This window comes from Kribbella sp. NPDC050124 (assembly GCF_044460355.1).
Taxonomy (GTDB): Bacteria; Actinomycetota; Actinomycetes; order Propionibacteriales; family Kribbellaceae; genus Kribbella.
On sequence record NZ_JBITJU010000002.1, the window covers coordinates 390,503 to 414,926 of the forward strand.

Sequence of the window (24,424 nt, forward strand, 5' to 3'; positions counted from 1 at the left end):
ATCAAATCGTGAGCGGGGTGAAGAGATGAACGCGCGGACGGGGGCTGTGCTGCGCAGTCATGGACCTGGTCAGCAACTGAAGGCCGAAGAGGTCGAGTTGGTCGCCGGGCCAGGCGAGACGCTGGTCGAGATGCGGTTGGCCGCGGTGACGCAGGCCGACAGGTCGGTGCTGGCCGGCAAACAACCGACGCAGCCCGTCGTGCCCGGGTCCGAGGGCGTCGGTGTCGTTGTGGCCTCAGCGGACCTCGAGCCCGGGGCGCCGGTGCTGATTCGCGGCGAGGGCGTCGGTGTGACGAGACCGGGCCTCTGGGGTCGGTACGCCGTCGTGCCCGATGCCGCCGTACATCGGCTGCCCGCCGAGCTGGATGCTGTCGTCGCGCTTGCTCTGCTGACGCCGGCGTTGACGGCGCACACAGCGGTCCGGCGGGTTGCCGCCGTACTGGACGGCGAGACGGTCGTGGTCACTGGAGTCACCAGTCTGCTGGGGCGGCTGTGCGCAGCGATGGCGCGAGCAGCCGGTGCGAAGAGGGTGATCGGGCTGGCGTGGGTTGGTGAGGCTGTGGACGCGGCTGCGCCGTTGGTCGACCAGATCGTGCGAGTGGACGAGCTGGGGCAGGTCGGGCGTGAGCTGCCTTGGTGTGACGCAGCGATCGACACTGTGGGCGGTCCGGTCACCAGTGGGGTGCTTGGCCAGATCACTCCGGGCGGGCGAATCGCCGTACTGGGTTACAAGGCTGGTGAGTTCACCACGATCGACCTGCACCAGCTGATCGGGCGAGACCTGCGAGTGCTGCCGGTGAACTTGCAACGAACAGTGCTGGAACCTGGTGCGGTCAGCGAGGCGCTGGCTGCGGTCGCACCGGTGCAGGTGCGGCTGGACGTCGAGGTGGTGACTGCCGACCGCGCCGGCGACGCGCTGGACCGGATCGCTTCCGATCGCAGGGTTTTCCTTGATCTGACGGGGTTCTGAGGCAGCTGCCGGTGTGGCTTGCTGGACTAGACCAATCAGCGTTACTGAGCAATCTGCTGTCGAAGCCCCGCAGATCACCCACTGCCCGCTACGGTTACCTCCCAGAGTTGTGCAGTGGAGGAGAGAGGCAGCCCGCACCCTATGACCCGACGACTCGAGCTCACGCCCGGGGGACCGACCGGCCGTCGCACCCTCGCCGAGGAGGCGGCCGCCGAACTGCACGAACTCATCCTGTCCGGCGAGCTTCCGAGTGGTACGGCGCTCCGGCTCGAGGAGCTCGCGAAGCGGCTGGACATGAGCCAGATGCCGATCCGCGAAGGGCTGCGGCGGATGCAGGCGCTCGGGCTGGTCGAGATCGTTCCGCACAAAGGCGCGTGGGTCCGCGAGCTGTCGGTGGAGGACCTGCGCGACACGCACCAGACCCGGCTGGCGCTGGAGTCTCTCGCCGTCCGGGCGGCCGCGACCCGGTTCTCCGACGCGGACGCCACGCTGGCCCGGGCTGCGCTGGCCGAGCACGTGCGGCTCTCGAAGGCCGGTGACAACATCGCCTCCCGGCAGGCGCACACCGAGTTCCACTTCGCCATCTACCGGGCCGGGGGGTCGCGCTGGCTGCCGCGCGCGATCGAGCCGGTGTGGCAGAACAGCGAGCGCTACCGGTTCGGCTCCCGCCAGACCAAGGCGCGGATCGAGCAGACCCGGCGGGAGCACCAGGCGATCCTCGACGCGTGCGTTGCGCACGACGAGGCCGGCGCGGAGGCCGCGTTGCGCGAACACCTCGAGGGCGCGATGAAGCGCATCACGCAAACGATGGAGCGGCGCTACCAGAAGAGCTGAGCACCTCGAAGCGATCGGTCTGCCAGCCACTCACGTCGAAGATCGCACGCAGCAGCAGGGAGTCGCCGCGTCTGCCGTAGGTGGTGACCAGTTCGGGGATGTCCGTCGTACCCAGGCCGTTGTAGTACTGGTCCAGGGCTTTGCGCCGCTGTTGGGCTGCCTCTGCGGTGCTGGTGATCTCTTTCAGTCCTGATTGGCAGCCGACGACCAGGCCGGAGCCCACCTTCTCCCCGGGTAGCAGTTGCTGCAGGTGGTTGTGGCCCGCTTGTACGTCCTGTGTTCGCAGCCGGGCACCCAACGCGTGACACTGCTGCTGTTGCATTGCTCGTGAGATGGCTACGTGGTCCGGGTGTCCGGTGAGCCCGTCCCTGCCGACGGTCAGCACCAGCTGCGGTTGGAGCTCGCTGATGGCGCGCTCGACCTCTGCCGCGACCTCATCGGGCTCTGCACTCGCCAGCGTGTGCGGACCGCCTGACCCACCGTCGTCGATCCAGCGGCCCTTGCTGCTCAGCCAGTCCCACTCGCCGATGCCGAGCAAGTCGCACGAGGCTTGCAGCTTGTCGGCTGCATCGCCGATGCCTGGTGTGGCAACCCGCAGTACGACGTGCCACCCCGCAGCGCTGAGCACTGCGGTGGCGGCACCGGTTGCGAAGACCTCGTCGTCCGGGTGCGCGTGGACGACGAGCGCCGTACGCACCTTTTAGTCGGCCAGCCGGGCTGGGAAGCCACCTGTCGCGACCGGACCCCAGCGCTGCGGGGTGACGCGGATCAGGCACTTGCCCTGCGACCGCATGGCCTCGCGGTACTCGTCCCAGTCCGGGTGCTCACCGGAGATCGACCGGTAGTACTCCACCAGCGGCTCCACTGCGTCCGGCAGCTGGATCACCTCGCCACTGCCGTCCACCTGAACCCACGGGCCGTTCCAGTCGTCCGACAGCACCACGACGCTGGTCTGCGGGTTCCGCTCCACGTTGGTGCTCTTCGCGCGCTCCGGGTACGACGAGATGACGATGCGGCCCGCGCTGTCGACCCCACCCGACACCGGCGAAGCCTGCGGCGTACCGTCCGCCCGAGCGGTGATCAGCAACATGTGGTGCCGCGGCCGCACGAACTCCAGCAGCCCCTCGACCCCGACCTTCGTATTGGTGGCAATAGTCCTCGGCATACCCCCACCCTATGTTTGCTCAGGCGTCCTTCCGCAGGAGGTCGTCGGGGGTGAGGAGGTGTTCCAGTTGTTCGTCGGTGAGGTGGTTGATGAGGTCCTTCGTGCGTTGGGCCTGTGGGGTGGTCGGGAGGGCGCCGGCGAGGAGGTCGGGGAGGAAGAGCTCGTAGCCGGCGCGGGCTCGTGGGGAGTACCTGTGCCTGGTGCGGGCGACCGCGGAGGACACGCGGATGGCGTGCTCGTTGCCCGGTGGTACGTCGGGGCGGTCGACCTCACGTGCGGCGAACCGGAAGCCGTTGGCCTTGTCGCAACTCGCACAGCCGACCGGACCGGCTCCGAGACCCGAGCCGCACTCGCTACACGTCAACTGCTTGAGCGCACCGTCCACGACCCGCCAGTCGAACTCGGACGTGTCCTGCAGCACGACCTCGGCCAGCTCCTGCACCTCCGCCGTACCAATTGCTACGCCTGACTCGGTGCAGAACGCCCGCCAGGCCTCGTCAATGCTGTCCTCGACCACCCGAAGCGCATCCACCAACCGCCCGTGCTCCACCCGCCGCATGCGCTGGACTCTAGTGTCCGGATCGGCTGTGGACGACCGGATTGACATGTTCGAACAGGTGTTCGAACATGGATTCATGACGGGGAGAGCGGCATCGGATCGGGCGCCGGCGGTGACGGCGCTGGATCAGGCGCGCACGCTCCTCGCCCGTGCCAAGGCACAGAAGGCCTCCAGGACTCAGGAAGCGGATGAGACCGCTGAGCCGGTGAGGTTGAGACAGGTGGTGGCGCCGCGGACTACCGAGGCGCGAGTGCAGCAGGCTCTGGACACCGCGAGTGTGGATCGGGTGCTGCCCACGGTGCCGGCGGTCTCCGAGTTGCTGGCCGGTGCCGGGTTGCGTGGTGGTTCGGCGTACTCCGTGCGCGGTTCGTCGGCGCTGGTGATGGCGATGATGGCCGGCCCGTCCGCGGAGGGGGCGTGGTGCGGGGTGGTCGGGTTGCCGTCGTTCGGAGCGGAGGCGGCGCAGGCGCTCGGGGTGGACCTCGAGCGTCTGGTCCTGGTGCCGGATCCGGAGCACGACTGGCTCAACGTCGTCGCCGCTCTGGTCGATGCGCTGACCGTGGTGGTTGTTCGTCCGCCGGGTGAGGTGACACCGGGGGAGGCCTCCCGGCTCGCCGCGCGTCTGCGGACCCGGGGTGCGGTGCTGATCGCAGTCGGCTCCTGGCCGGGGAGCGAGGCGCGGCTGGAGGTGGAGAGCAACGTCTGGACCGGCTTAGGGTCCGGTGAAGGCCTGCTCGCCGCCCGGCAGGCGACCGTCGTGGTCACCGGCCGGCGAGCCGCGGTGCGCCAACGCCGGCACCAGCTCTGGCTCCCCGGACCGGACGGCGCCATCCGCTCGATCGACTCCACCTCGGACGCCGCCTTTCGCCCGGACTCCACGGACGGTGCCATTCGCGCGGTCGGCTCCGCGTCGGACGGTGCCTTCCGTCCGGTCGAGTCGGTCGGCGCGGAGGGTCCGCGCTGGCAGGACGAGGCGGTGGGCTGATGGGACGTGGGGTGATGGGGCGTGGGCTGACTCGCACGATGGTGGTCTGGGCGCCGGACTGGCCGGTGACAGCGGCCGCGGTGGCGGCCGGGCGTTCCCCGGACGAGCCCATCGCCGTACTGGAGAAGGGCAAGGTGCTCGCCACCTCCGCCGCCGCCCGGGCCGGTGGGGTGCGCCGCGGACTGCGCGCCCGGGACGCGCAGTCACGCTGTCCGGAGCTTGTCGTGCTGAAGTACGACCCGGTGGTCGACGCCCGCTCGTTCGATCCGGTGATCGGCTGTCTGGAGGCGCTCATCCCCGGCATCCAGGTGATCCGCCCGGGGATGTGCGCGTTGAAGGCGCGCGGTCCGTCCCGGTTCTACGGCAGCGAGCCGGCCGCGGCCGCGAAGCTGCTCGACCGGCTCGAGACGTTCGACGTGCCCGGGAGCCGGGTGGGGATCGCCGACGGTCCGTTCGCCGCCGAGCAGGCAGCCCGGTCGAGCTCGGCGGAGACGCGGATCCTGGTGGTCCCGCCGGGGGAGTCGGCGGAGTTCCTGGCGCCGTTCAGCGTCGACACGTTCGAGCAGCCGGCGCTCACCGACCTGCTTCGCCGGCTCGGGCTGCGGTCGCTGGGTGCGTTCGCGCGGCTGTCTCCCACCGAGGTGCTGACTCGGTTCGGCCCCGACGGCGCCTTCGCGCACCGGCTGGCCTGTGGGTGCGACGATCGCTCGGTGACCGGCCGCGAGGTTCCGCCGGAGCTCGTCCGCACCCTCGACTTCGAGCCGGCGGTGGACCGGGTCGACCAGGTCGCCTTCGCGGTCCGGTCGGTCGCCGACGAGCTGATCGCCAGGCTGACCGAGCTCGGCCTGGTCTGTACGATGCTGCGGGTCGAGGCAGGCACCGAGTCCGGCCGGATCCACGAGCGGGAGTGGTTGCATCCACGCTGGTTCACCGCGGCGGACGTGGTGGATCGGGTCCGCTGGCAGTTGCAGGGCAGCGGTACGGCGACCACCGAGCTGACGTCACCCGTCGTACGGCTCCGACTCGTTCCCGAGCAGGTCGACCCGGTCGGCGCACACGTCGACGGGCTGTGGGGCGGCGGCCCGGACGAGCGGATCCACCGGGCGCTGTCGCGGGTCCAGAGCATGCTCGGTCATGGGGCCGTCGCGTCGGTGGTGGTCGGTGGCGGCCGCGGGTACGCCGAGCGGCAGACACTGGTCCCGTGGGGCGACCGCCCGGTGCCGGCCCATCCCGCGGATCAGCCGTGGCCAGGGTCGATCAGCTCCGCCGGAACCACGGGCTGGCCCACCCTGGCGCCGACCACCATCTTCCCCACCCCGCTTCCCGCCCAGGTCCTCGCCGAGGACGGCAGCCAGGTCTCGGTCAGCGCCCGCGGCGCGCTCTCCGGCACCCCCACCGCCTTCCGCCTCGGGCCCGCCGCTCAAGTTGCTGACAGCAACAAGCTGCACCCGATCACGGCCTGGGCGGGTCCCTGGCTCGTCGACGAACGCTGGTGGGACCCGGACAAGGAGTCCCGCCGCGCCCGCTTCCAGTTCACCACCGCCGACACCCGAGCCTGGCTCTTCACCCTCCACCAAACCACCTGGCAAGCCGAAGCCACCTACGACTGATCCTCGACCAGTTCACGCGCTCGTGCTTCGCCGAGGTCCACGGGCGAGGACGTAGAGGAACAGGAGTGCCATCAGGACCGCACCCGCCCACATGGCCTGCTGCCAGCCGGTGACAAAGGATTCCTGGGCTGCCCGGACCAGGGACGGTGCGTGGGGACCGGCTTCGGGGGCAGCGGCGAGGGCGTTGGCGATGCCTTCGCGCGCGGCGCCGGCCGCTGGTTCGGGGATGCCGGCAAGTTGCTGGTCGATCGCGTTCCGGTAGCCGGCGGACAGCACAGCGCCAAGCAGTGCGACCCCGAGTGCGGTGCCGAATTCCCGGGTGACGTCGTTGAGCGCTGAGGCGACACCTTGGCGTTCACGTGGCAGCGCGCTGGTGATGGCTTCGGTGGATGGCGTCATCGACAGGCCCATACCGAGTCCCATCGCGAGCATGCCGGGCAGGATCGCGACGTAGCCGCCGTCCGCGGAGACGAGCGTCGCCATCAGCACCAGACCGGCGCCCCCGAGCAGGATCCCGGCCGCCATCGTCGTACGGCCTCCGATCCGCGCGGCGAGCCGCGGTGCCAGCCCGGAGGCGAACATCATCAACAGCGCCATCGGCATCAGCGCGAGCGTGGAGCGCAACCCGGACCAGCCGAGCACAGCCTGGAAGAACGGGAACAGTACGACGAAGATCCCGGCCTGCACACCGAACACCGTCAGCAGCGACACGGACCCACTCGCCAGACCGCGCTCGCGGAACAGGCGTACGTCGAGCAGCGGAGCCGGTCGGCGCAGTTCCCAGGTCACGAAGGCGACTGCGCCGATCACGCCCACCGCCAGGCTCAGCAGCGTCAGAGGCTCGCCCCAACCCCGCACCGGCCCCTCGTGCAACGCGAGAACGAAGCCGAACACAGCCACGACGGAAGCCAGCGAACCGGCGAAGTCGAACCGATGCGCCGACACCTCACGCGAGTTGGGTACCGCTCGCAGCGTCATCACGATCGCCACAACGACCAGAGCGACAGGCAGGACGAAGAGCCAGCGCCAACTCGCGAGATCGACCAGTACGGCGGACAGGTACATCCCGAGGATGCCGCCACCACCCGCGACACCGGTCCACACGCCGATCGCCTTCGACCGGTGCTCGTCCGGGAAAGCCGACGTGATGACGGCGAGCGTGACCGGCATGATCATCGCCGCGCCGACACCACTGACAAGCCGGGCCGCGAGCATCATCCCGGACGACGTGGCCAAGCCGGCTGCCGCGCTGGCCACCCCGAACAGCAGCAGACCGGCCAGCAGCACCGGTTTGCGGCCCCACCGGTCGCCGGCCGCGCCGAGTGGCAGCAGTAGCGCAGCCAGGCTGATCGTGTAGAGGTTGATGAACCACAGGACCTCCGTCTGGGAGGCGTCGAACGTGACCGCGAGCTCCGGCTGCGCGACGTTCAGGCCGGACACCGAGGCGATCACCGCCATCAGCGCGACGCAGACCGCGACCAGGATCGCGCGCCGCCGCCGGGGGTCGTCGATGGTCGGCGCAGTGGCCGCCACGTGGGTGCTCATGGGCTTCCTTTCACAACATCGGGAGTCACCACCGATGGTTGCGAGCGAGCTGCCAAATCAGCAAAGCTTGTTGCCGAATGGCAAACTGGAGGACATGACTGAAGCGGTGAACAGAACGCTGGACGCGGTCGGGCCCAGGCTGAAGCAGTTGCGCCTGCGGCGCGAGGTCACGCTCGCCGACCTTGCCGCCGAGACCGGCATCTCGATCAGCACGTTGTCCAGGCTCGAGTCAGGGCTGCGGCGGCCGACGCTGGAACAGTTGCTGCCGCTCGCGGGCGCCTACGGGGTCACCCTCGACGAACTGGTCGACGCGCCGCCCACCGGCAACCCGCGGATCAACCTGCGACCGATCGCCTGCGGCGACGGGATGGTCATCCTGCCGCTCACCCGCCGGCCCGGTGGCATCCAGGCGTACAAGTTCGTGCTGCCGGCCGGCCGCGACGACCAAGTGCCCGACCTTCGCACCCACGAGGGGTATGACTGGGCCTACGTCCTGAACGGCCGGCTCCGGCTCGTCCTCGGCGACCACGACCTCGTCCTCGAGCCAGGCGAGGCCGCGGAGTTCGACACCCGCACCCCGCATTGGTTCGGCGCCACCAGCGCAGGTCCGGTCGAGTTCCTCAGCCTGATCGGCAAACAGGGCGAGCGCGTCCACGTCCGTGCCGCCCCCAGGCGCACACCGGCAGCCACCTGAGCGGAATTGTCGGCGGCGGGGTGAGAATGGCGCGGTGAACGATCTGGGGCAGTTCGGGCCGCATCGGTGGTCGGCGGGGTACCACGGTGCCGAGGAGAGGTTTCGCGGGGCGACGTTCATGGTGGCGGATCTGCGCGGCGCGCGGTTCGTCGACTGTGATCTGAGCGGGGTGAAGATCGTCGACGCGGCGCTGGTCGACGTCGACATCTCCGGGTGGGTGAGCAACCTGGTCGTCAACGGTGTCGACGTCACCGAGTACGTCGAGGCCGAGCTCGACCGCCGGCACCCCGAGCGCGTGCAGTTGCGGAACATCGGGAACGCCGACGACTTCCGCGCGATGTGGGCGACGGTGAACGGCCTGTGGTCGGAGCTGACCGCCCGCGCCGAGCGGCTGCCCGAGTCCGTTCGTCACGAGCGGGTCGCGGGCGAGTGGTCCTTCGTCGAGACGTTGCGGCACCTGGTCTGGATCACCGACTCCTGGGTGAGCCGCACGATCCTCGACCAGGAGCGACCGTTCCACCCGCTCACGCTCCCGCAGACCGCCTACAACCCCGCGGACGCGGCGACGTTAGGCATCGACCTCGACGCCGAACCGACGTACGGCGAAGTCCTCGAAGCCCGCGCAGACCGCCAAGCAGTGGTCAACGCCGTCCTCGAGGACCTCACCAACGCCGACCTCGGCCGCCTGTGCACACGCTCACCCGCACCCGGCTACCCCGAGGAGGACCGCGCCGTCGCCGACTGTCTCGGTGTCCTGATGGACGAGGAGTGCGAGCACTACCGCTTCGCCCTCCGCGACCTCACCACCCTGGAGTCTCGCCAGTAGCGTCAGGGCGCGACCACGATGAGTGTGACCGTGCTGCCCGGCCGGACCATCGTGCCCGGCTCCGGCATGACCCTCATCAGCTCGCCGGGGGTGTAGCTGGGCCACTTCCTGGTCTGGATGTCGGGCTTCAGCCCCAGTGCGCGGAGTGCGTCGGCGTACTTCGCCCCTGAGTTTCCGTCCTTGGGTTCCAAGGTGCGGAAGGCCGGTACGCCGACCCGGTCCGGGACGATCGTGATCCGCTCGAGCATCCGGTCGACCTCGGCGGCGTTCGTCGACGACTGCGCGTAGAACTTCACGTCGAGAGACGGGAGGTACACGGCGCCCGAGCACACCGTGACCTTGTCGGACGACTCGCTGACACAACTGGTGCGCTGACGTTCGGCACGCACGCCGTCGATCTGGAAGGTCTCGTCGGCGGCAAACTCGAAAAACCGCGTCTTGCCGTCAAGGATCCACACGCTTTCGACTCCAGCGGGGCGAGGCATCAGGCAGAGATGGACGAATCCCACGTCGAACATGACCGTGTCGGCCACCGGCGTCCCGCAGGCTTCCTTGTTGGTGCCCCACTCGGTCGGTATTCCGATGGCCGCATGACCAACGCCGACCAGGCGCGTTTCGGCGGGTGCGACCTGCGGGCTGGTGGATGTGACGGACGGTGTGTCCGAGGCGTTGGGTCTGGTGAGGAGGGCTGTTCCGCCGGCTGCGGCTACTACAGCGAGCGCGGCGGCGACGGACACCACTGCGGTGCGGCGGCGTAGTACTCGGGTGGTGCGGGCGTGCATCGCGTCGATCGGGGGAGGGCCGACGGTGGTCCGCTCGGCGGCTCGTTCGAGGAGGTCGGTCAGCTTGGATTCGTTCATCGGGTTCCCCGCAGTTCGGTCAAATCCGGGTCCTGGGCCAGTGCCTTCACGGCTCTGGACAGTCGGCTCTTCACGGTGCCGGCAGCGACGTCGAGCACGGTAGCCATCTGCTGTTCGCTCAGCTGGGCGTAGTACCGCAGTACCACCGCGGTGCGCTGGTCGCCGGGCAGTCGGTCGAGGGCACGCATGATCGCGTCGGTGTCGTCGACGTTGGTGGTGTGGTCGGCGTCGCCGTACTCGGGCAGCGTCGCTGTCGGCTTCTCGCCGGTCCAGCGACGGCGACGCGCGGACAGGAACGAGTTGACCAGGATCCGGTGCACGTACGCGTCCCGGTCGTCGGCCGCCTGCACCTTGCGCCACTTCAGCAGGCACCGTTCGAGCACGGACTGGACGAGATCCTCAGCTTCGGGATGGGTGCACCCAAGCAGCACCGCCGAGCGCACCAGCCCCGCCCACCGCGCCGCCACGTACTCGCTGAAGTCGTCGCTCATGCCACCCCCTCTCACCGTATAGACAGGCGAGGCCCGGGCCGAGGTTCCAAGCGGGGGTCAGAAGTCGATGCGCATCACCGTACGGCGCACAGTGGGCCGGGTGATCTCCTTGAAGCCGGCCTCTTCGAAGGCCTGGCGCGGCCCGACATGCAGCTCACCCCAGGTGATCTGCTTGCCGGCTTGGGTGACCATCGGATAGGCCTCGAGTGCCCGGGCGCCGCGCGTACGGGCGTGCTCGATAGTGGCACGGGCCAGCAGATAGGTGAGCCCGCGGCCGCGGTAGCCCTTGCGGACGACCATGCAGGTGACCGCCCACACCCCGTCGTCGTCCTTGTCCTCCGACCGGCCGGTCCACGGGATGCGGGAGGTGCGGAGCTTCGGGTACGCCGTCCGCGGCTCGACCGCTACCCAGCCGGCCGGTGTGTCGTCGACGTACCCGACCAAACCGCTCGTTGCCGGAGCGGTCGGATCGCCGCAGCCGGTCTGCTCCTGCAGCATCGTGGTCCGCTCGTCCTGGGAGGAGTCACGCCAGATCCAGCCGCGGATCTTGAACCGCTGGCACTGGCATTGCCCAGCGTCAGCGGTCCCGAAGACCGCTTGCAGGTCCTCCCAGGAGGCCTCGTTCGCGGGGACGACGGTCAACTGCTCCGCCTCGATCGGCGCGCTCACCCTGTTCATGCTCGGCAGGCTAGCCCGGGTTCCGGACGCTCTACTTCCGGAACACGTGCGCGAGTCGATCGGCGAAATCCGCCGGGAACTCGTGCCCCACCCCCGGCAACCACTCCACGGTGATCCCGAAGGGACTCAACCGGTCACCCTCGACCGCCTCACGCAGGTCGTCGTCCGTCCCCATCAACACCACCGCCGGCTCCAGCGGACCCCGCGCCGCGTCCGGTAGCTGCCGCAGCGCAGGAGCCAGTACGACGACGCCGGCAACAGGCCGCGGCTGTCCGGTGAGAGCCCAGTCGAGCGCCACCCGGCCGCCTGCGGAGAACCCTGCAGCAACGAGAGGCAGCGACTGCAGGTCCGCCGGCAAGGAGGCGAGCGCTGACGCCACGTCCGCACGAGCCTGCTCCGGAGACGGCCAGGTGCGGTACATGGGCGACATCAGCTGCGATGACTCCACAGACAAGAGCGCGTAGCCGAGCGCCGGCACACTCGCCCAGTCCCGCGCCGCATGCGTGGCCCGCTGCCCGGCACCATGTAACGCAACCACAACACCCTGCACTGCACCGTCCGGCAACTGCAGGATCGGTGCCGCAGGAGGTGTATCCGTGCGCAGCCTCCGCGACGAGTCGAGCAGCTCGGTGAAGCCCGGCAGCTCCTGCAGACCGGCCAGGTCGTCGTCATCGGTCAGAAGCGCGTCGACCCACCAAGAGCCTGCCGCAGCGGCGGACTGGAGAGCAGCCAGGGCTTCCGACGGTCGACCGAGTACGGCGAGCAGACAAGCCCGCGTGTGGGTCAGCTCGGCCCTCCAGGGAAGCAGAGAGTCGTCGACCTCGTCGAGCACAGCAAGAGCCTCCTGATAGAAGCCCTGCTCGTAGAACTCCTCAACACGATCGATCAGATCGTCGTACCTTGCTTCCGGTGTCTGCACGGCTCGATTGTGACCCACCTCAGAGGGCGTCCGCGCGCGATTGCAGGTAGCGCTGCTCCGGCAGGCTGCCCGTCAGCTGCGCAGCCTGCTGGTAGGCGGTGCGTGCCGCAGGCAGGTCGCCGGACAGCTCGAGAAGATGCGCGCGTACGGCGGCCACCCGGTGGTGGTCCTTCAACGCTGGATCCACGTCATCGAGCAGGGCGAGCCCACGAGCGGGCCCATGCACCATCGCCACGGCGACGATGCGGTTGAGGGTGACCATCGGGCCGGGCGCAGCCGACTCGAGCAGTTCGTACAGCATCAGGATCTGCCGCCAGTCGGTGTCCTCAGCCTGTCGAGCCTGGTCATGTACGGCGGCAATCGCGGCCTGCAACTGGTACGGCCCGACCGGTGCCGTCCGCAGCGTCGACTCGATCAGCTCGGTGCCCTCGGCGATCGCGTCGGCGTTCCACAGCGACCGGTCCTGCTCCGGCAATGGCACCAGCGCGCCGTCGGCCGTCGTACGGGCCGGTCGCCGTGCGTCCGTCAGCAGCATCAGCGCCAGCAGCCCGGCGACCTCGCCCTCGGCAGGCAGTTGCTCCCGCAGTTGCCGAGTCAACCGGATCGCTTCGGCGCTCAGCTCGACCCGGTGCAGCGACGCACCGGACGAAGCGGTGTACCCCTCGTTGAAGATCAGATACAGCACGTGCAGTACGGCGGCCAGCCGCGACGGCAGCTCCTCCGGCGGCGGCATCGCAAAGCCGGCGTCCCGCAGCTTCGCCTTCGCCCGGCTGATCCGCTGCCCGATGGTTGCCTCCGGCACCAGAAAGGCCCGGGCGATCTCACCGGTGGTCAGCCCGCCGACCGCCCGCAGGGTGAGCGCGACCTGCGACTGCGACGTCAGCGCCGGGTGACAACACAGCATCAGCAACGTCAGCGAGTCGTCGACCGAGGACGACTGCTCCGCCTCCGGCCACGCCGCCACCGTCTCCTCACGCCGTACCCGTGCTGCCTCGCTGCGCAGCACCTCGATCCGCCGCCGGGACGCGACCGTGATCAGCCAGCTGCGCGGGTTGTCCGGCACGCCGTCCACCGGCCACTGCTGCGCCGCCGCGAGCAGAGCCTCCTGTACGGCGTCCTCGCAGGCGTCGAAGTCGCCGTACCGACGGACCAGCGGGGCGAGCACCTGGGGAGCGAGCTCGCGCAGCAGCTCCTCGATCACATCAGCGCGCCGAGGTCCCGGACCGGGCGGATCTCGACGATGCTGAACGGCGCCTCCGGGATCTGCGGCACGATCTCGACCGCGCGCTCCATGCTCTCGCAGTCGAGCAGGTAGAACCCGGCCAGTTGCTCCTTCACCTCGGCGAACGGCCCGTCGGTGGTCAGTGCCCGGCCGTCGTGGACCCGCACCTGCTTGGTCAGCCCGGGATCGTCGAGCGACTCCGAGGCGAGCAGCTCGCCGCGCACGGCCAGCGCCTCGTGCAACGCCGTGTAGCCGGCCATCCCCTCCCGCTTCTGCTCGTCGGTCAGCGAGTCCCACACCTTCCGGGACTCCGGATTGCCGTAGATCAGCACCAGGAACTTCACCAGCTCTCCTCCCGTTCAGGTCAGCGTAGAGGCACCACAAGCATCACCCTCTGATATCGATCGGGTCACCGGTTCGCAGCAGGCGTAGCGGGCGCCGAGCGGCGGCGTTCTGGTATCAGGGGAAAGGCAGGGGCTGCCCCGGAGTGGCCGGGCGTAAACCTGTCGGGGCGGACAAGTAGAGTTACGACGGGTATCAGGGTGAGAGAGGGAGGGGTCGCGTGCCGGACTTGGAAGTGTCCGACCGGGTGCTGACGATCCCGAACGCGCTCAGCTTCCTCCGGTTGCTGGGTGTGCCGCTGTTCCTGTGGCTGATCCTCGGTCCGCAGGAGGACGGCTGGGCGCTGCTGGTGCTCGCCGTGTCCGGGTTCACCGACTGGGCCGACGGCCAGATCGCGCGGCGGATGAACCAGACCACCCGGCTCGGCCAGATGCTCGACCCGGTCGCGGACCGGCTGTACATCTTCGCCACCGTGCTCGGCCTGGCGCTGCGCGACATCATCCCGTGGTGGCTGGCGATCGCGCTGCCGCTGCGTGACCTGCTGCTGACCTTCACCCTGCCCGCCCTGCACCGCCGCGGCTTCAACGCGCTGCCGGTGCACTTCCTCGGCAAGTCGGCCACCTTCTGCCTGCTGTACGCGTTTCCGCTGCTGCTGCTCGGTGACGGCGACAGCACGCTGAACATGCTCGCCCGGGTGTTCGGCTGGGCGTTCGCGATCTGGGGCACCGGGCTGTACTACTGGGCCGGCGCGCTGTACTTCGCCCAGCTGCGGCACCTGGTCCAGACCGTGCCACCGATCAAGGACCCGGCCGGGTAGACCCGTGACACAGCAAGCCCCACCGCAGGAAGGCCCACCCAAGAGGCGTGTCGACGCGTCGATGTCGCTGCTGAACAACCTGATGGCCCACCCGCTCGACGAGGGGTACGCCGTCGCCGCCCGCACCCGGCCGAACAAGGACGGCAAGCCGGCCCGGACGCGCCACCGCGTCATGCTCATCGCCGCCACCCTGGTGCTCGGCTTCCTGCTCGCCGTCGCGGCCTCGCAGAACTACCGCAGCGCGCCCGAGGCGGAGAAGCAGCGCAAGGAGCTGATCACCCGCATCAACCAGGCCGACACCCGGCTGAACGGGATGCGCACCCAGCAGATGCAGCTGGCCGACGAGGTACGGCGCTTGCAGGCCAGCGGACTGAGCAACACCAGTTCGGGCGCCGCCCTGCAGCAGCAGCTGGACACCCTGGAGCTGCAGACCGGCGCGGTCGCCGCCACCGGTCCGGGGATCAAGGCAGTGGTGGACGACGCGAAGGACGCCGACAAGGAAGGCCGGCTGCTCGACGTCGACCTGCAGCAGCTGGTCAACGGCCTGTGGACGTCCGGCGCGGAGGCGATCTCGGTGAACGGCCACCGGCTCACCTCGATGACCGCGATCCGCGGCGCCGGCAGTGCGATCACCGTCGACTACAGCTCGCTGACCCCGCCGTACACGGTGCTCGCGATCGGGGACACCGCGACCATGCCGGCCCGGTTCGCGCAGAGCTCGGGCGGCCAGTGGATGCAGTACCTGGTCAGCAACTTCGATGTCCGGATGACGATCACGACGGAGGACTCCTTGCTGGTGCCGGCCGATGCGACCATCGCGTTGCGCTACGCGAAGGTGGGACCGAGATGATCGCCGTACTCGGGCTGGTGATCGGCGTCGTGGTCGGCCTGCTGGTCGCGCCCGACGTCCCCGAATGGGCCCAGCCGTACCTGCCGATCGCGGTGGTGGCGGCGCTGGACGCGGTGTTCGGGGCGCTGCGCGCGTTCCTGGACGGGATCTTCGACGACAAGGTCTTCGTCGTCTCGTTCATCTCCAACGTGCTGATCGCGGCGCTGATCGTCTACCTGGGCGACCAGCTCGGCGTCGGCTCCCAGCTGTCCACGGGCGTGGTCGTCGTCCTGGGCATCCGGATCTTCACCAACATGGCGGCGATCCGCCGGCACATCTTCAGGGCCTGACATGACTGACGAGACACCGGACCCCAAGCCCGAGCCGAAGCCCGACGCCGAGCCCGCGGCCAAGCCCGAGGTCGAGCCTGAGGTGAAGGCCGAGGCCAAGCCCGAGGTGGAGGCCGAGGCCAAGCCCGAGGTGGAGGCCGAGGCCAAGCCCGAGGTGAAGCTCGAGGTGGAGGCCGAGGTGAAGGCCGAGCCGGTCGCGGAGCCGGAGCTGCCGGCCGAGCCGACGCCGATGCCGCAGCCGAAGAAGCCGCGGCCGCCGAACCTGGCCTGGCGCCGGCTGAAGGCCGGCTTCAAGCCGTCGCGCGGCCAGGCGATCGTCGCCGTCGTGCTCGCGCTGGTCGCCTGCATGGCGGTCGTCCAGGTCCGGGTGAACCGGGCCGACGACGGCTACCAGAACGCCCGCCGCGAGGACCTGATCGCGATCCTGGACGGCCTCGGCCAGAACACCCGCCGGCTGGAGAGCGAGATCGCCGAGCTGGAGGAGCGCAAGAACACCCTCGAGTCCAGCGCGGACAAGGCGCAGACCGCCCGCGAGCAGGCCGAGGCGCAGGTCCGGGTGCTCGGCATCCTGGCCGGCACCCTGCCGGCCCAGGGCCCGGGGGTACGGATCACGCTGAACGACCCCGAGGGCAAGATGACCTCCAGCAACCTGCTGGACGCGATCGAGGAGCTGCGCGACGCCGGGGCGGAGGCGATCCAGATCAACGGCTCGGTCCGGGTGGTGGCCAGCACCGACTTCGTCGACGACTCGCCCGGCATCCGGATCGACGGCCAGAAGGTCACCTCGCCGTACGTGATCGAGGCGATCGGCGAGTCGCACAACCTGGCCGAGGCGGCCAACTTCCCCGGTGGCCTGGTCAGTGAGGTGACCGGTCCGCAGGTGGGCGGAACGGCCGAGGTGAACGAGCTGCCGCAGGTGTCGATCACCGCCTTGCACGCGCCCGAGGAGCATCGTTACGCTCGCCCGGCGCCTAGCCCGACCAAGTAGCTGACGGACAGATCTGTACTTGAGCGAAAGAGGAACAAAGGTGTACCCCGAAGACCTGAAGTACACGGCCGAGCACGAGTGGGTGAAGGCCGACGGCGACGGACCGGTGCGGGTCGGCATCACCGACTTCGCGCAGGACGCTCTCGGCGACATCGTGTACGTGCAGCTGCCCGACGTCGGCAGCAAGGTGCGAGCCGGCGACGCCTGCGGCGAGCTGGAGTCGACCAAGAGTGTGAGCGACCTGTTCGCCCCGGTGAACGGCACCGTGACCGCGGTGAACGAGTCCCTGGCCGACCAGCCCGACCTGGTCAACACCGACCCGTACGGCGAGGGCTGGCTGCTCGACATCGAGGTCGAGGACGCCGAGGAGGTCGAGGCGCTGATGGACGCCGAGACCTACCAGGGCCAGCTCGACCAGAACTGAGTTCCACGGCCGCCGAGTGCCTGGGCACCGCCCGTCACCGGCTTGGCGGCTCCTGATAGGTTGGCCGGACCTCAACCGCTGGTAGAGGGTTGAGGTCCGGGTTGTGGCGTCCACACTTGTTCATACGGGGTCTATCGAAAACGTCGCCGGACCGCCGGCGATCGGGAGGATCACAGCATGCCGTTCTGCAACCAGTGCGGGCACGAGAACTCCGAGGGCAGCCGGTTCTGCTCGCAGTGCGGAGCGATGCTCCCTGGCGCGGACCGCCCGGCGGCAACCCCGGCAGCACCCGGCGTCACTCCCGGTGTCACCGACACCGCGATGCTCACCCCGATCGGCGTCGAGCCCGAGCCCGCCGGCACCGGTGAGCCGCTGTCGCCCGACGACGAGGCCGCGGTCGGCGCGCTGCCGGCCGGGTCCGCGCTGCTGATCGTCCAGCGCGGTCCGAACGCGGGCAGCCGGTTCCTGCTCGACGTCGACGTGGTCACCGCCGGCCGGCACCCGGACAGCGACATCTTCCTCGACGACGTGACCGTGTCGCGCCGGCACGCGGAGTTCCGCCGGGACGCGTACGGCGTGAAGGTCCGCGACGTCGGCAGCCTGAACGGCACCTACGTGAACCGCGACCGGATCGACGAGGTCCAGCTCAACAACGGCGACGAGGTCCAGATCGGCAAGTACCGGCTGGTCTACTACGCCAGTGGCCAAGCCTGAGCCGTCCGCCGAAGGCCCTGCTGAGGGCAGGGGGATCGGTGCGGTGCTGCAGCTGCTGCAGGCCGAGTTCGACGGTGTCACCATCTCCAAGATCCGCTTCCTGGAGGCCGAGGGGCTGGTGACACCTGCCCGGACCGCGTCGGGCTACCGCAAGTTCAGCGCCGCCGACGTCGACCGGCTGCGGTACGTACTGACCGCGCAGCGCGACCAGTACCTGCCGCTGCGCATCATCAAGGAGCACCTCGCCGCGATGGACCGCGGCCTCCGCCCGGCGGCCGTGGGCCCGCCGGTGGCCCCGAGCTCGCTGCCGGAGACCCCCGGGCTGCCGGCCGCCGAGGACTTCGGTGCCTACGGCACCGAGCTCAAGCTGACCCGGGACGAGCTGCGAGCGGCGGCCGGTGTCGAGGCCGAGCTGCTCGACCAGCTGGAGAACCACGGGCTGGTGGTGGCCCGCGGCAACCACTACGACGGCGACGCGATTCTGGTCGCCAAGCTGGCCGGCGAGTTCGCCGGCTACGGGATCGAGCCGCGGCACCTGCGCCTGTTCCGTACGGCGGCCGACCGCGAGGCCGGCCTGATCGAGCAGGTCACCGGGCCGCGCCGTACCGGCCAGACCGAGGAGCTTGCGGCGCTCGCCGTCCGGTTGCACGCGGCGCTGGTCCGCTCCCGCCTGCCTCGCTGAGCCTGACTTGTCCCCAGAGTTGTCCCCAGAGTTGTCCACTGTGTTATCCACCGGCGCACCCGTGGGACTGCCCGGGGCTGGCCCGCGGAGTAGGCTGAAGGTGTGCGCGAAGTCGACGTAATCGGAGTCCGGGTCGAGATGCCCTCGAGTCAGCCGATCGTGCTGCTCCGGGAGGTCGGGGGCGAGCGGTACCTGCCGATCTGGATCGGCGCGGCCGAGGCCAGCGCGATCGCTTTCGCCCAGCAGGGCATGGAACCACCCCGGCCACTGACGCACGACCTGTTCGCCGAGACCATCCGGGTGCTCGGGCACACCCTCAGCCAGGTCCGGATCGTGAACCTGACCGACGGCGTGTTCGAGGCGATCCTGGTGTTCGACGACAAGACCGAGATCTCCGCGCGGCCGTCGGACTCGATCGCGCTGGCGCTGCGCACCGGCACGCCGGTGTTCTGCGCCGAGGAGATCCTGGCCGAGGCCGGCATCCCGGTGCCGGAGAGTGAGACGGCCGGCGCCGACGAGGTGGAGGAGGAAGAAGAGGTCGAACGGTTCCGCGAGTTCCTCGACCAGGTGACCCCGGAAGACTTCGACAAGAGCTGACCTACTGACGAGTCAGCAGAGGCAGATTTGAACGGTCTGGTACAAGGCACGCAAGGTAACGATTGAGGTCAGGGTTGCGACACGCTCTCGGACCAGGGCGGTGATCGTTGACCCTCCCTGATCGGCGGCTTACCTTGAAGGAGTTGTGGGGTGTTGTCACTCCACGGATGTGACCCGTTCCAGTCGGTACCCAGGGAGGCTCAGGCGTGACACGCACCGGCGACACGGATCTGACGGCGCAGTCGACGTCCGAAGCGCACGCCGAGGCGGCCGCTGCCGCCGGCGTCCAGGGTCTGCTCTTCGACGACGACCTGCGGCCGATGCCGGAGGACGTCGGGTTCCGCGGGCCGACGGCCTGCGCCGCGGCCGGGATCACCTACCGTCAGCTCGACTACTGGGCCCGCACCGGCCTGGTCTCCCCGTCGGTTCGCCCGGCGACCGGCTCGGGCACGCAACGGCTGTACGGGTTCCGCGACGTCTTGTTGCTGAAAGTGATCAAGCGCCTCCTGGACGCCGGGATCTCGCTGCAGCAGATCCGGACCGCGATCGCGCACCTGAGCAAGCGCGGCATCGACGACCTGACCCAGATCACCCTGATGAGCGACGGCGCCTCGGTCTACATGTGCACCTCGCCGGACGAGGTGATCGATCTGCTGGCCGGCGGCCAGGGTGTGTTCGGGATCGCGCTCGGCGGCGTCTGGCGTGAGGTCGAGGGCTCGCTGTCCGAGCTCCCGACCGAGCGCGCCGACGGTCACGACGACGGCGACCAGCACGCGAACGACGAGCTCGCCGCCCGCCGCCGCGCCCGGATGACCGGCTGACCGACCCTGACCACAGAGCGCCCACTCACCGCGCGGTGTGTGGGCGACTTTGTTGTCACCCCCGGCCGCGGTCGCGTCTGCGCGCGGAGGCTGGTGACCGAAGTGTTCGGCGATTCCTGGTAGCCTCGGGACAGCCGTACACAGCACTCGGGAGAGACCCGTTGATCCGGGCGCCGAAGGGGCAATTCCTCCCCGGAACCTCTCAGGCCCATGGACCGAGTGCCACAGGCGACTCTGGAGCGCGCACCGGGCGTGACAGAGGGGGAGGCCACCGGCAGCACTGTCAGCAACGGAGCCTCTAGTGAACGACACGCCACAGGTCTCGGCCGCCTTCGCCGACCGTCACATCGGACCGCGCCCGGACGAGGTCGCGCGAATGGTCCAGCTTCTCGGGTACGACGACGTCGACGCGCTCGTGGACGCCGCCGTCCCGGCGTCGATCCGGTCCGCCGAGGCGCTCCGGCTCCCCGACCCGGCCTCCGAGGTCGACGCGCTGCACGAGCTGCGCGGGCTCGCGGCGCGCAACAACGTCGCCACCTCGATGATCGGCCAGGGGTACTACGGCACCTTCACCCCATCCGTCATCGTCCGCCGTCTGGTCGAGAACCCGGCCTGGTACACGGCCTACACGCCGTACCAGCCGGAGATCTCCCAGGGCCGGCTCGAGGCGCTGCTGAACTTCCAGACCGTGGTCTCCGACCTGACCGGGCTGCCGACCGCGAACGCGTCGCTGCTCGACGAGGGCACCGCGGCCGCCGAGGCGATGACGCTGGCGCACCGGTCCAACAAGAAGAGCAAGTCCGACCGGTTCCTGGTCGACGCGGACTGCTTCGCTCAGACCATCGCAGTAGTGCAGACCCGGGCCGAGGCGCTCGGCATCGAGGTCGTGGTCGCCGACACCACCGACGGCCTGCCCGAGGGTGACTTCTTCGGCTTCCTGGTGCAGTACCCGGGCGCCGGCGGACTCGTCCGCGACCTCAAGCCGCTGGTCGAAGCCGCGCACGAGCGCGACACCCTGGTCGCGGTCGCGTCCGACCTGCTCGCGCTGACGCTGCTCGAGGCGCCGGGTGAGGCCGGTGCCGACATCGTGATCGGGTCGTCGCAGCGCTTCGGCGTACCGCTGTTCTACGGTGGTCCGCACGCCGGCTTCATGTCCGTCCGCTCCGGTCTCGAGCGGTCGTTGCCGGGTCGCCTTGTCGGGGTGTCGGTCGACGCCGACGGCGCACCGGCGTACCGGCTGGCGCTGCAGACCCGCGAGCAGCACATCCGCCGCGAGAAGGCGACCTCGAACATCTGTACGGCGCAGGTCCTGCTGGCCGTGGTCGCGTCGATGTACGCCGTCTACCACGGGCCGGACGGCCTGAAGTCGATCGCCGCGCGCGTCCACGACTACGCCGGCAAGCTGGCCGCCTCCCTGCGCGCCGGTGGCGTGGAGGTTGTGCACGACAACTTCTTCGACACCGTGCTGGCCCGGGTCCCGGGTCGCGCCGCGGACGTGGTCGACGCCGCCCGGCAGAACGGGATCTGGCTGCGGCTCGTCGACGCCGACCACGTCGGCATCTCCTGCGACGAGAAGACCGACGCCCACGCGCTCCGGTCGGTCTGTGACGCCTTCGACCTGCGGTACGACGGCGCGCTCTCGGCGACCGCGTTGCCCGAGGCGGTGCGCCGTACGTCGGACTACCTGACGCACCCGGTCTTCAACACACACCGGTCCGAGACCGCGATGCTGCGGTACCTGCGCAAGCTGTCGGACTACGACTACGCGCTGGACCGCGGGATGATCCCGCTCGGCTCGTGCACGATGAAGCTCAACGCGACCACCGAGATGGAGCCGGTCACCTGGCCGGAGTTCGCCGACCTGCACCCGTTCGCGCCGGTCGAGGACGCGGCCGGGTACGTGAAGCTGATCGGCCAGCTGGAGCGCTGGCTGGCCGAGGTGACCGGCTACGCGAAGGTGTCGATCCAGCCGAACGCCGGCTCCCAGGGTGAGCTGGCCGGCCTGCTCGCGATCCGCGGCTACCACCGGGCGAACGGCGACCAGGACCGCAACGTCTGCCTGATCCCGGCCAGCGCGCACGGGACCAATGCCGCCTCCGCGGTGATGGCCGGTATGAAGGTGGTCGTTGTCAAGGGCAACGACGATGGCACGATCGACCTGGACGACCTGCGGTCGAAGGCTTCCGAGCACGCTTCGAAGCTTGCCGCGATCATGATCACCTACCCCTCGACGCACGGTGTGTACGAGGAGAGCGTGCGCGAGGTCTGCCAGATCGTCCACGACCACGGTGGCCAGGTGTACGTCGACGGCGCGAACCTGAACGCGTTGCTCGGCCTGGCCAAGCCCGGTGAGTTCGGCGGCGACGTCAGCCACCTGAACCTGCACAAGACGTTCTGCATCCCGCACGGTGGCGGCGGCCCGGGGGTCGGCCCGGTGGCGGTCGCCGCGCACCTGGCGCCGTACCTGCCGAACCACCCGCTGCTCGACCAGGCTGGGCCGGAGTCCGGTGTCGGGCCGATCAGCGCGGCGCCGTTCGGGTCCGCGGGCGTGCTGGCGATCTCGTGGGCGTACATCCGGATGATGGGCGCCGAGGGCCTGACCGCCGCGACCAAGGCTGCCGTACTCACCGCGAACTACGTGGCGAAGCGGCTCGAGGGCGCGTTCCCGGTGCTCTACACCGGCGAGAACGGCCTGGTCGCGCACGAGTGCATCCTCGACCTGCGGCCGATGACGAAGGAGACCGGGATCAGCGTCGACGACGTCGCGAAGCGGCTGATCGACTACGGCTTCCACGCGCCGACGATGTCGTTCCCGGTGGCCGGCACGCTGATGGTCGAGCCGACCGAGTCCGAGGACCTGGGTGAGCTGGACCGGTTCTGCGACGCGATGATCGCGATCCGGCACGAGATCGACCGGGTCGCGGCGGGGGAGTGGCCGGCCGCGGACAACCCGCTGGTGAACGCCCCGCACACCGCCGAGTCGGTGATCAACGACAAGTGGGAGCACGCCTACACTCGCGAGGAGGCCGCGTTCCCACGCTCGGTCGACCGCACCTCGAAGTACTGGCCACCGGTCCGCCGCATCGACGGCGCCTACGGCGACCGCAACCTGATCTGCTCCTGCCCATCCCCGGAGGCCTTTGAGTGACCGAAGTTCGTCCTGCGACCGCCGCTGCTCTGTTTGCCGAGGTTGCGGCGGCGCAGAGCGAATGGAAGTTGCCGTCGGTCAACGCTGGGGTGCTCCGGGACGGGGAGTTGGTGTGGACCGGGTCGCGGGGGCAGTTCGCGACGGTGGACGGTGGGGCGCCTGGTCCGGACGTGCAGTACCGGATCGGGTCGATCACGAAGACGCTGACCGCGGTCCTGGTCATGCAGTGCCGTGACGACGGGTTGCTCGGGTTGAACGATGCTGTGGGCAAGCATCTGCCCGGGATCGCCTTCGGGGACCGGACGATCCGGCACCTGCTCGCGCACAGCGGTGGCATGAACGCCGAGCCGGAAGGCCCATGGTGGGAACGCAATCCGGGTGTCTCGTTCGAGCAGTTGGCCGCGGCGATGGACGAGTCGCAGGCCGCCGGTCCGGCCGATCGGCGGCACCACTACTCGAACCTCGGGTACGGCCTGCTCGGTGAGCTCGTCGCCCGGCTGCGTGGCGCGTCCTGGCTCGAGCTGGTCCAGGACCGCATCCTCGACCCGCTGGAGATGCGCCGTACGACGTACTTCCCGGCCGGACCGTCCGCGCAAGGGTTCTCGGTGCATCCGTTCAGCGGGCAGCTCCTGGAGGAGCCCGCGTACGACTCCGGTGCGATGGCGCCGGCTGGGCAATTGTGGAGCACGATCGAGGACCTGGCGACGTACGCGCGGTTCTGGATCGACCCGGTCCACGAGGTGCTCAGCCGGGACACGGTGGAGGAGATGGCGGCGCCGTCGGCTGCCGATCCGCGGGAGGGTCTGACCGCGTCGTACGGTCTCGGCCTCCGGCTGATCGCCGACGACCCCAACCTGCTGATCGGCCACACCGGCTCGATGCCTGGGTTCCTGGCCGGGCTGTTCGTCGACCGGGCCCGCCGGATCGGTGCGGTGACGTTGGGCAACGCGACGTACGGACGGGTCGCGTCGCTACCGCCGGACCTGCTTCGCATCCTGGTCACCCACGAGCCCTCGCTGCCGCAGGAGTGGGTGCCCGAGCCGACGCTGGACCAGGGCTCCGAGCTGCTCGGTCACTGGTACTGGGGCAACTCGCCGGTGACCATGGTCGTCTCCGGCGGCATCCTGCAGCTCACCGGCGCCCTCACCTCCCGCTTCTCACCCCTCGGCCCCGACCTCTACCAGGGCCGCGACGGCTACTTCGCCGGCGAGAAACTCCGCGTCATCCGCGACAACGGCAGCACCCGCCTCAACGTCGCCACCTTCCTCCTGACCCGCACGCCCTACGACGCCTGATCGCCGGGACGGGATGCGCAGCGTGTAGAGCCCTCCTCGCGGGTCAACCGCCTTGGCAT

General features: G+C 69.7%; 27 protein-coding genes and 1 riboswitch. Of the genes, 17 read left to right on the forward strand and 10 right to left on the reverse strand.

Annotated features, from left to right (window positions below):
- The first annotated feature begins 25 nt into the window (after positions 1-25).
- Together ACIBL3_RS08705 and ACIBL3_RS08710 are read left to right on the forward strand one after the other, a co-directional pair.
- Positions 26-970 carry an alcohol dehydrogenase catalytic domain-containing protein gene (locus ACIBL3_RS08705; RefSeq protein WP_396352656.1) on the forward strand — a complete coding sequence of 315 codons (945 nt, stop codon included), beginning with the start codon at positions 26-28 and terminating at the stop codon, positions 968-970.
- Positions 971-1,111: 141 nt separating this feature from the next.
- The gene (locus ACIBL3_RS08710; protein ID WP_396352657.1) at positions 1,112-1,804 is read left to right on the forward strand and encodes a GntR family transcriptional regulator; all 693 of its coding nucleotides are present in this window, start codon (positions 1,112-1,114) and stop codon (positions 1,802-1,804) included.
- Here the strand turns inward: ACIBL3_RS08710 and ACIBL3_RS08715 are convergent.
- From ACIBL3_RS08715 to ACIBL3_RS08725, 3 genes are read right to left on the reverse strand one after another with little or no spacing between them, the layout of a single operon-like run.
- A complete protein-coding gene (locus ACIBL3_RS08715; protein ID WP_396352658.1) occupies positions 1,767-2,501 on the reverse strand; it encodes a PIG-L family deacetylase in 735 nt (244 codons plus the stop codon). The genes ACIBL3_RS08710 and ACIBL3_RS08715 overlap by 38 nt on opposite strands.
- Before the next feature lie 3 nt (positions 2,502-2,504).
- Complete coding sequence (locus ACIBL3_RS08720; RefSeq protein ID WP_396352659.1) at positions 2,505-2,969, reverse strand: PPOX class F420-dependent oxidoreductase; 465 nt, start codon at positions 2,967-2,969, stop codon at positions 2,505-2,507.
- Between the two features lie 19 nt (positions 2,970-2,988).
- Positions 2,989-3,528, reverse strand: coding sequence for a hypothetical protein (locus ACIBL3_RS08725; protein ID WP_396352660.1), 540 nt, complete (start codon positions 3,526-3,528; stop codon positions 2,989-2,991).
- A gap of 223 nt (positions 3,529-3,751) precedes the next feature.
- Here ACIBL3_RS08725 and ACIBL3_RS08730 point away from each other — a divergent pair, with 223 nt between their 5' ends.
- The gene (locus tag ACIBL3_RS08730) at positions 3,752-4,513 is read left to right on the forward strand and encodes a hypothetical protein (protein ID WP_396352661.1); all 762 of its coding nucleotides are present in this window, start codon (positions 3,752-3,754) and stop codon (positions 4,511-4,513) included.
- Positions 4,513-6,123 (forward strand): DNA polymerase Y family protein, encoded by a 1,611-nt coding sequence (locus ACIBL3_RS08735; RefSeq protein WP_396352662.1) that lies wholly within the window; start codon positions 4,513-4,515, stop codon positions 6,121-6,123. The genes ACIBL3_RS08730 and ACIBL3_RS08735 overlap by 1 nt, the downstream gene beginning before the upstream one ends.
- A gap of 12 nt (positions 6,124-6,135) precedes the next feature.
- On the opposite strand, the gene ACIBL3_RS08740 is transcribed toward ACIBL3_RS08735, so the two are convergent.
- Positions 6,136-7,668: an MFS transporter gene (locus ACIBL3_RS08740; protein WP_396352663.1), complete on the reverse strand. Its 1,533-nt coding sequence runs from the start codon at positions 7,666-7,668 to the stop codon at positions 6,136-6,138.
- A 94-nt stretch (positions 7,669-7,762) separates the two neighbouring features.
- Here ACIBL3_RS08740 and ACIBL3_RS08745 point away from each other — a divergent pair, with 94 nt between their 5' ends.
- Positions 7,763-8,362 (forward strand): helix-turn-helix domain-containing protein, encoded by a 600-nt coding sequence (locus tag ACIBL3_RS08745; protein WP_396352664.1) that lies wholly within the window; start codon positions 7,763-7,765, stop codon positions 8,360-8,362.
- Between the two features lie 34 nt (positions 8,363-8,396).
- Positions 8,397-9,188, forward strand: coding sequence for a DinB family protein (locus ACIBL3_RS08750; RefSeq protein WP_396352665.1), 792 nt, complete (start codon positions 8,397-8,399; stop codon positions 9,186-9,188).
- Between the two features lie 2 nt (positions 9,189-9,190).
- Here the strand turns inward: ACIBL3_RS08750 and ACIBL3_RS08755 are convergent, their stop codons facing one another.
- From ACIBL3_RS08755 to ACIBL3_RS08780, 6 genes are read right to left on the reverse strand one after another with little or no spacing between them, the layout of a single operon-like run.
- Positions 9,191-10,048, reverse strand: a complete 858-nt coding sequence (locus tag ACIBL3_RS08755) for a PASTA domain-containing protein (RefSeq protein WP_396352666.1) — start codon at positions 10,046-10,048, stop codon at positions 9,191-9,193.
- Positions 10,045-10,539 carry a SigE family RNA polymerase sigma factor gene (locus tag ACIBL3_RS08760; protein WP_396352667.1) on the reverse strand — a complete coding sequence of 165 codons (495 nt, stop codon included), beginning with the start codon at positions 10,537-10,539 and terminating at the stop codon, positions 10,045-10,047. The genes ACIBL3_RS08755 and ACIBL3_RS08760 overlap by 4 nt, the downstream gene beginning before the upstream one ends.
- A gap of 57 nt (positions 10,540-10,596) precedes the next feature.
- Complete coding sequence (locus ACIBL3_RS08765) at positions 10,597-11,217, reverse strand: GNAT family N-acetyltransferase (RefSeq protein ID WP_396352668.1); 621 nt, start codon at positions 11,215-11,217, stop codon at positions 10,597-10,599.
- A gap of 31 nt (positions 11,218-11,248) precedes the next feature.
- Positions 11,249-12,136, reverse strand: coding sequence for an alpha/beta hydrolase (locus tag ACIBL3_RS08770; protein WP_396352669.1), 888 nt, complete (start codon positions 12,134-12,136; stop codon positions 11,249-11,251).
- Positions 12,137-12,155: 19 nt separating this feature from the next.
- Complete coding sequence (locus ACIBL3_RS08775; protein WP_396352670.1) at positions 12,156-13,337, reverse strand: RNA polymerase sigma factor; 1,182 nt, start codon at positions 13,335-13,337, stop codon at positions 12,156-12,158.
- Positions 13,334-13,702 (reverse strand): YciI family protein, encoded by a 369-nt coding sequence (locus ACIBL3_RS08780; RefSeq protein ID WP_396352671.1) that lies wholly within the window; start codon positions 13,700-13,702, stop codon positions 13,334-13,336. Before ACIBL3_RS08780 ends, ACIBL3_RS08775 begins: the two co-directional genes overlap by 4 nt.
- A gap of 218 nt (positions 13,703-13,920) precedes the next feature.
- On the opposite strand from ACIBL3_RS08780, the gene ACIBL3_RS08785 reads away from it, so the two are divergent.
- The 11 genes from ACIBL3_RS08785 (at position 13,921) to ACIBL3_RS08835 (ending at position 24,365) form a co-directional block, all read left to right on the forward strand.
- On the forward strand, positions 13,921-14,517 hold the full coding sequence (locus ACIBL3_RS08785) for a CDP-alcohol phosphatidyltransferase family protein (protein WP_396352672.1): 597 nt from the start codon (positions 13,921-13,923) through the stop codon (positions 14,515-14,517).
- 4 nt (positions 14,518-14,521) lie between these two features.
- Complete coding sequence (locus ACIBL3_RS08790) at positions 14,522-15,367, forward strand: DUF881 domain-containing protein (protein ID WP_396352673.1); 846 nt, start codon at positions 14,522-14,524, stop codon at positions 15,365-15,367.
- Positions 15,364-15,696 carry a small basic family protein gene (locus ACIBL3_RS08795; RefSeq protein WP_360529296.1) on the forward strand — a complete coding sequence of 111 codons (333 nt, stop codon included), beginning with the start codon at positions 15,364-15,366 and terminating at the stop codon, positions 15,694-15,696. The genes ACIBL3_RS08790 and ACIBL3_RS08795 overlap by 4 nt, the downstream gene beginning before the upstream one ends.
- Before the next feature lies 1 nt (position 15,697).
- On the forward strand, positions 15,698-16,684 hold the full coding sequence (locus ACIBL3_RS08800; RefSeq protein ID WP_396352674.1) for a DUF881 domain-containing protein: 987 nt from the start codon (positions 15,698-15,700) through the stop codon (positions 16,682-16,684).
- A 40-nt stretch (positions 16,685-16,724) separates the two neighbouring features.
- Complete coding sequence (gene gcvH, locus ACIBL3_RS08805; protein ID WP_396352675.1) at positions 16,725-17,108, forward strand: glycine cleavage system protein GcvH; 384 nt, start codon at positions 16,725-16,727, stop codon at positions 17,106-17,108.
- A gap of 177 nt (positions 17,109-17,285) precedes the next feature.
- A complete protein-coding gene (locus ACIBL3_RS08810) occupies positions 17,286-17,822 on the forward strand; it encodes an FHA domain-containing protein (RefSeq protein ID WP_396352676.1) in 537 nt (178 codons plus the stop codon).
- Positions 17,809-18,504: a MerR family transcriptional regulator gene (locus tag ACIBL3_RS08815; RefSeq protein ID WP_396352677.1), complete on the forward strand. Its 696-nt coding sequence runs from the start codon at positions 17,809-17,811 to the stop codon at positions 18,502-18,504. Before ACIBL3_RS08810 ends, ACIBL3_RS08815 begins: the two co-directional genes overlap by 14 nt.
- 102 nt (positions 18,505-18,606) lie before the next feature.
- The gene (locus ACIBL3_RS08820; RefSeq protein ID WP_396352678.1) at positions 18,607-19,101 is read left to right on the forward strand and encodes a bifunctional nuclease family protein; all 495 of its coding nucleotides are present in this window, start codon (positions 18,607-18,609) and stop codon (positions 19,099-19,101) included.
- 206 nt (positions 19,102-19,307) lie between these two features.
- Positions 19,308-19,922, forward strand: coding sequence for a MerR family transcriptional regulator (locus tag ACIBL3_RS08825; RefSeq protein WP_396352679.1), 615 nt, complete (start codon positions 19,308-19,310; stop codon positions 19,920-19,922).
- Positions 19,923-20,060: 138 nt separating this feature from the next.
- Positions 20,061-20,150: riboswitch (glycine riboswitch) on the forward strand.
- Between the two features lie 148 nt (positions 20,151-20,298).
- Complete coding sequence (gene gcvP, locus ACIBL3_RS08830) at positions 20,299-23,070, forward strand: aminomethyl-transferring glycine dehydrogenase (RefSeq protein WP_396352869.1); 2,772 nt, start codon at positions 20,299-20,301, stop codon at positions 23,068-23,070.
- Positions 23,067-24,365 carry a serine hydrolase domain-containing protein gene (locus tag ACIBL3_RS08835; protein WP_396352680.1) on the forward strand — a complete coding sequence of 433 codons (1,299 nt, stop codon included), beginning with the start codon at positions 23,067-23,069 and terminating at the stop codon, positions 24,363-24,365. The genes gcvP and ACIBL3_RS08835 overlap by 4 nt, the downstream gene beginning before the upstream one ends.
- Positions 24,366-24,424 lie beyond the last annotated feature (59 nt).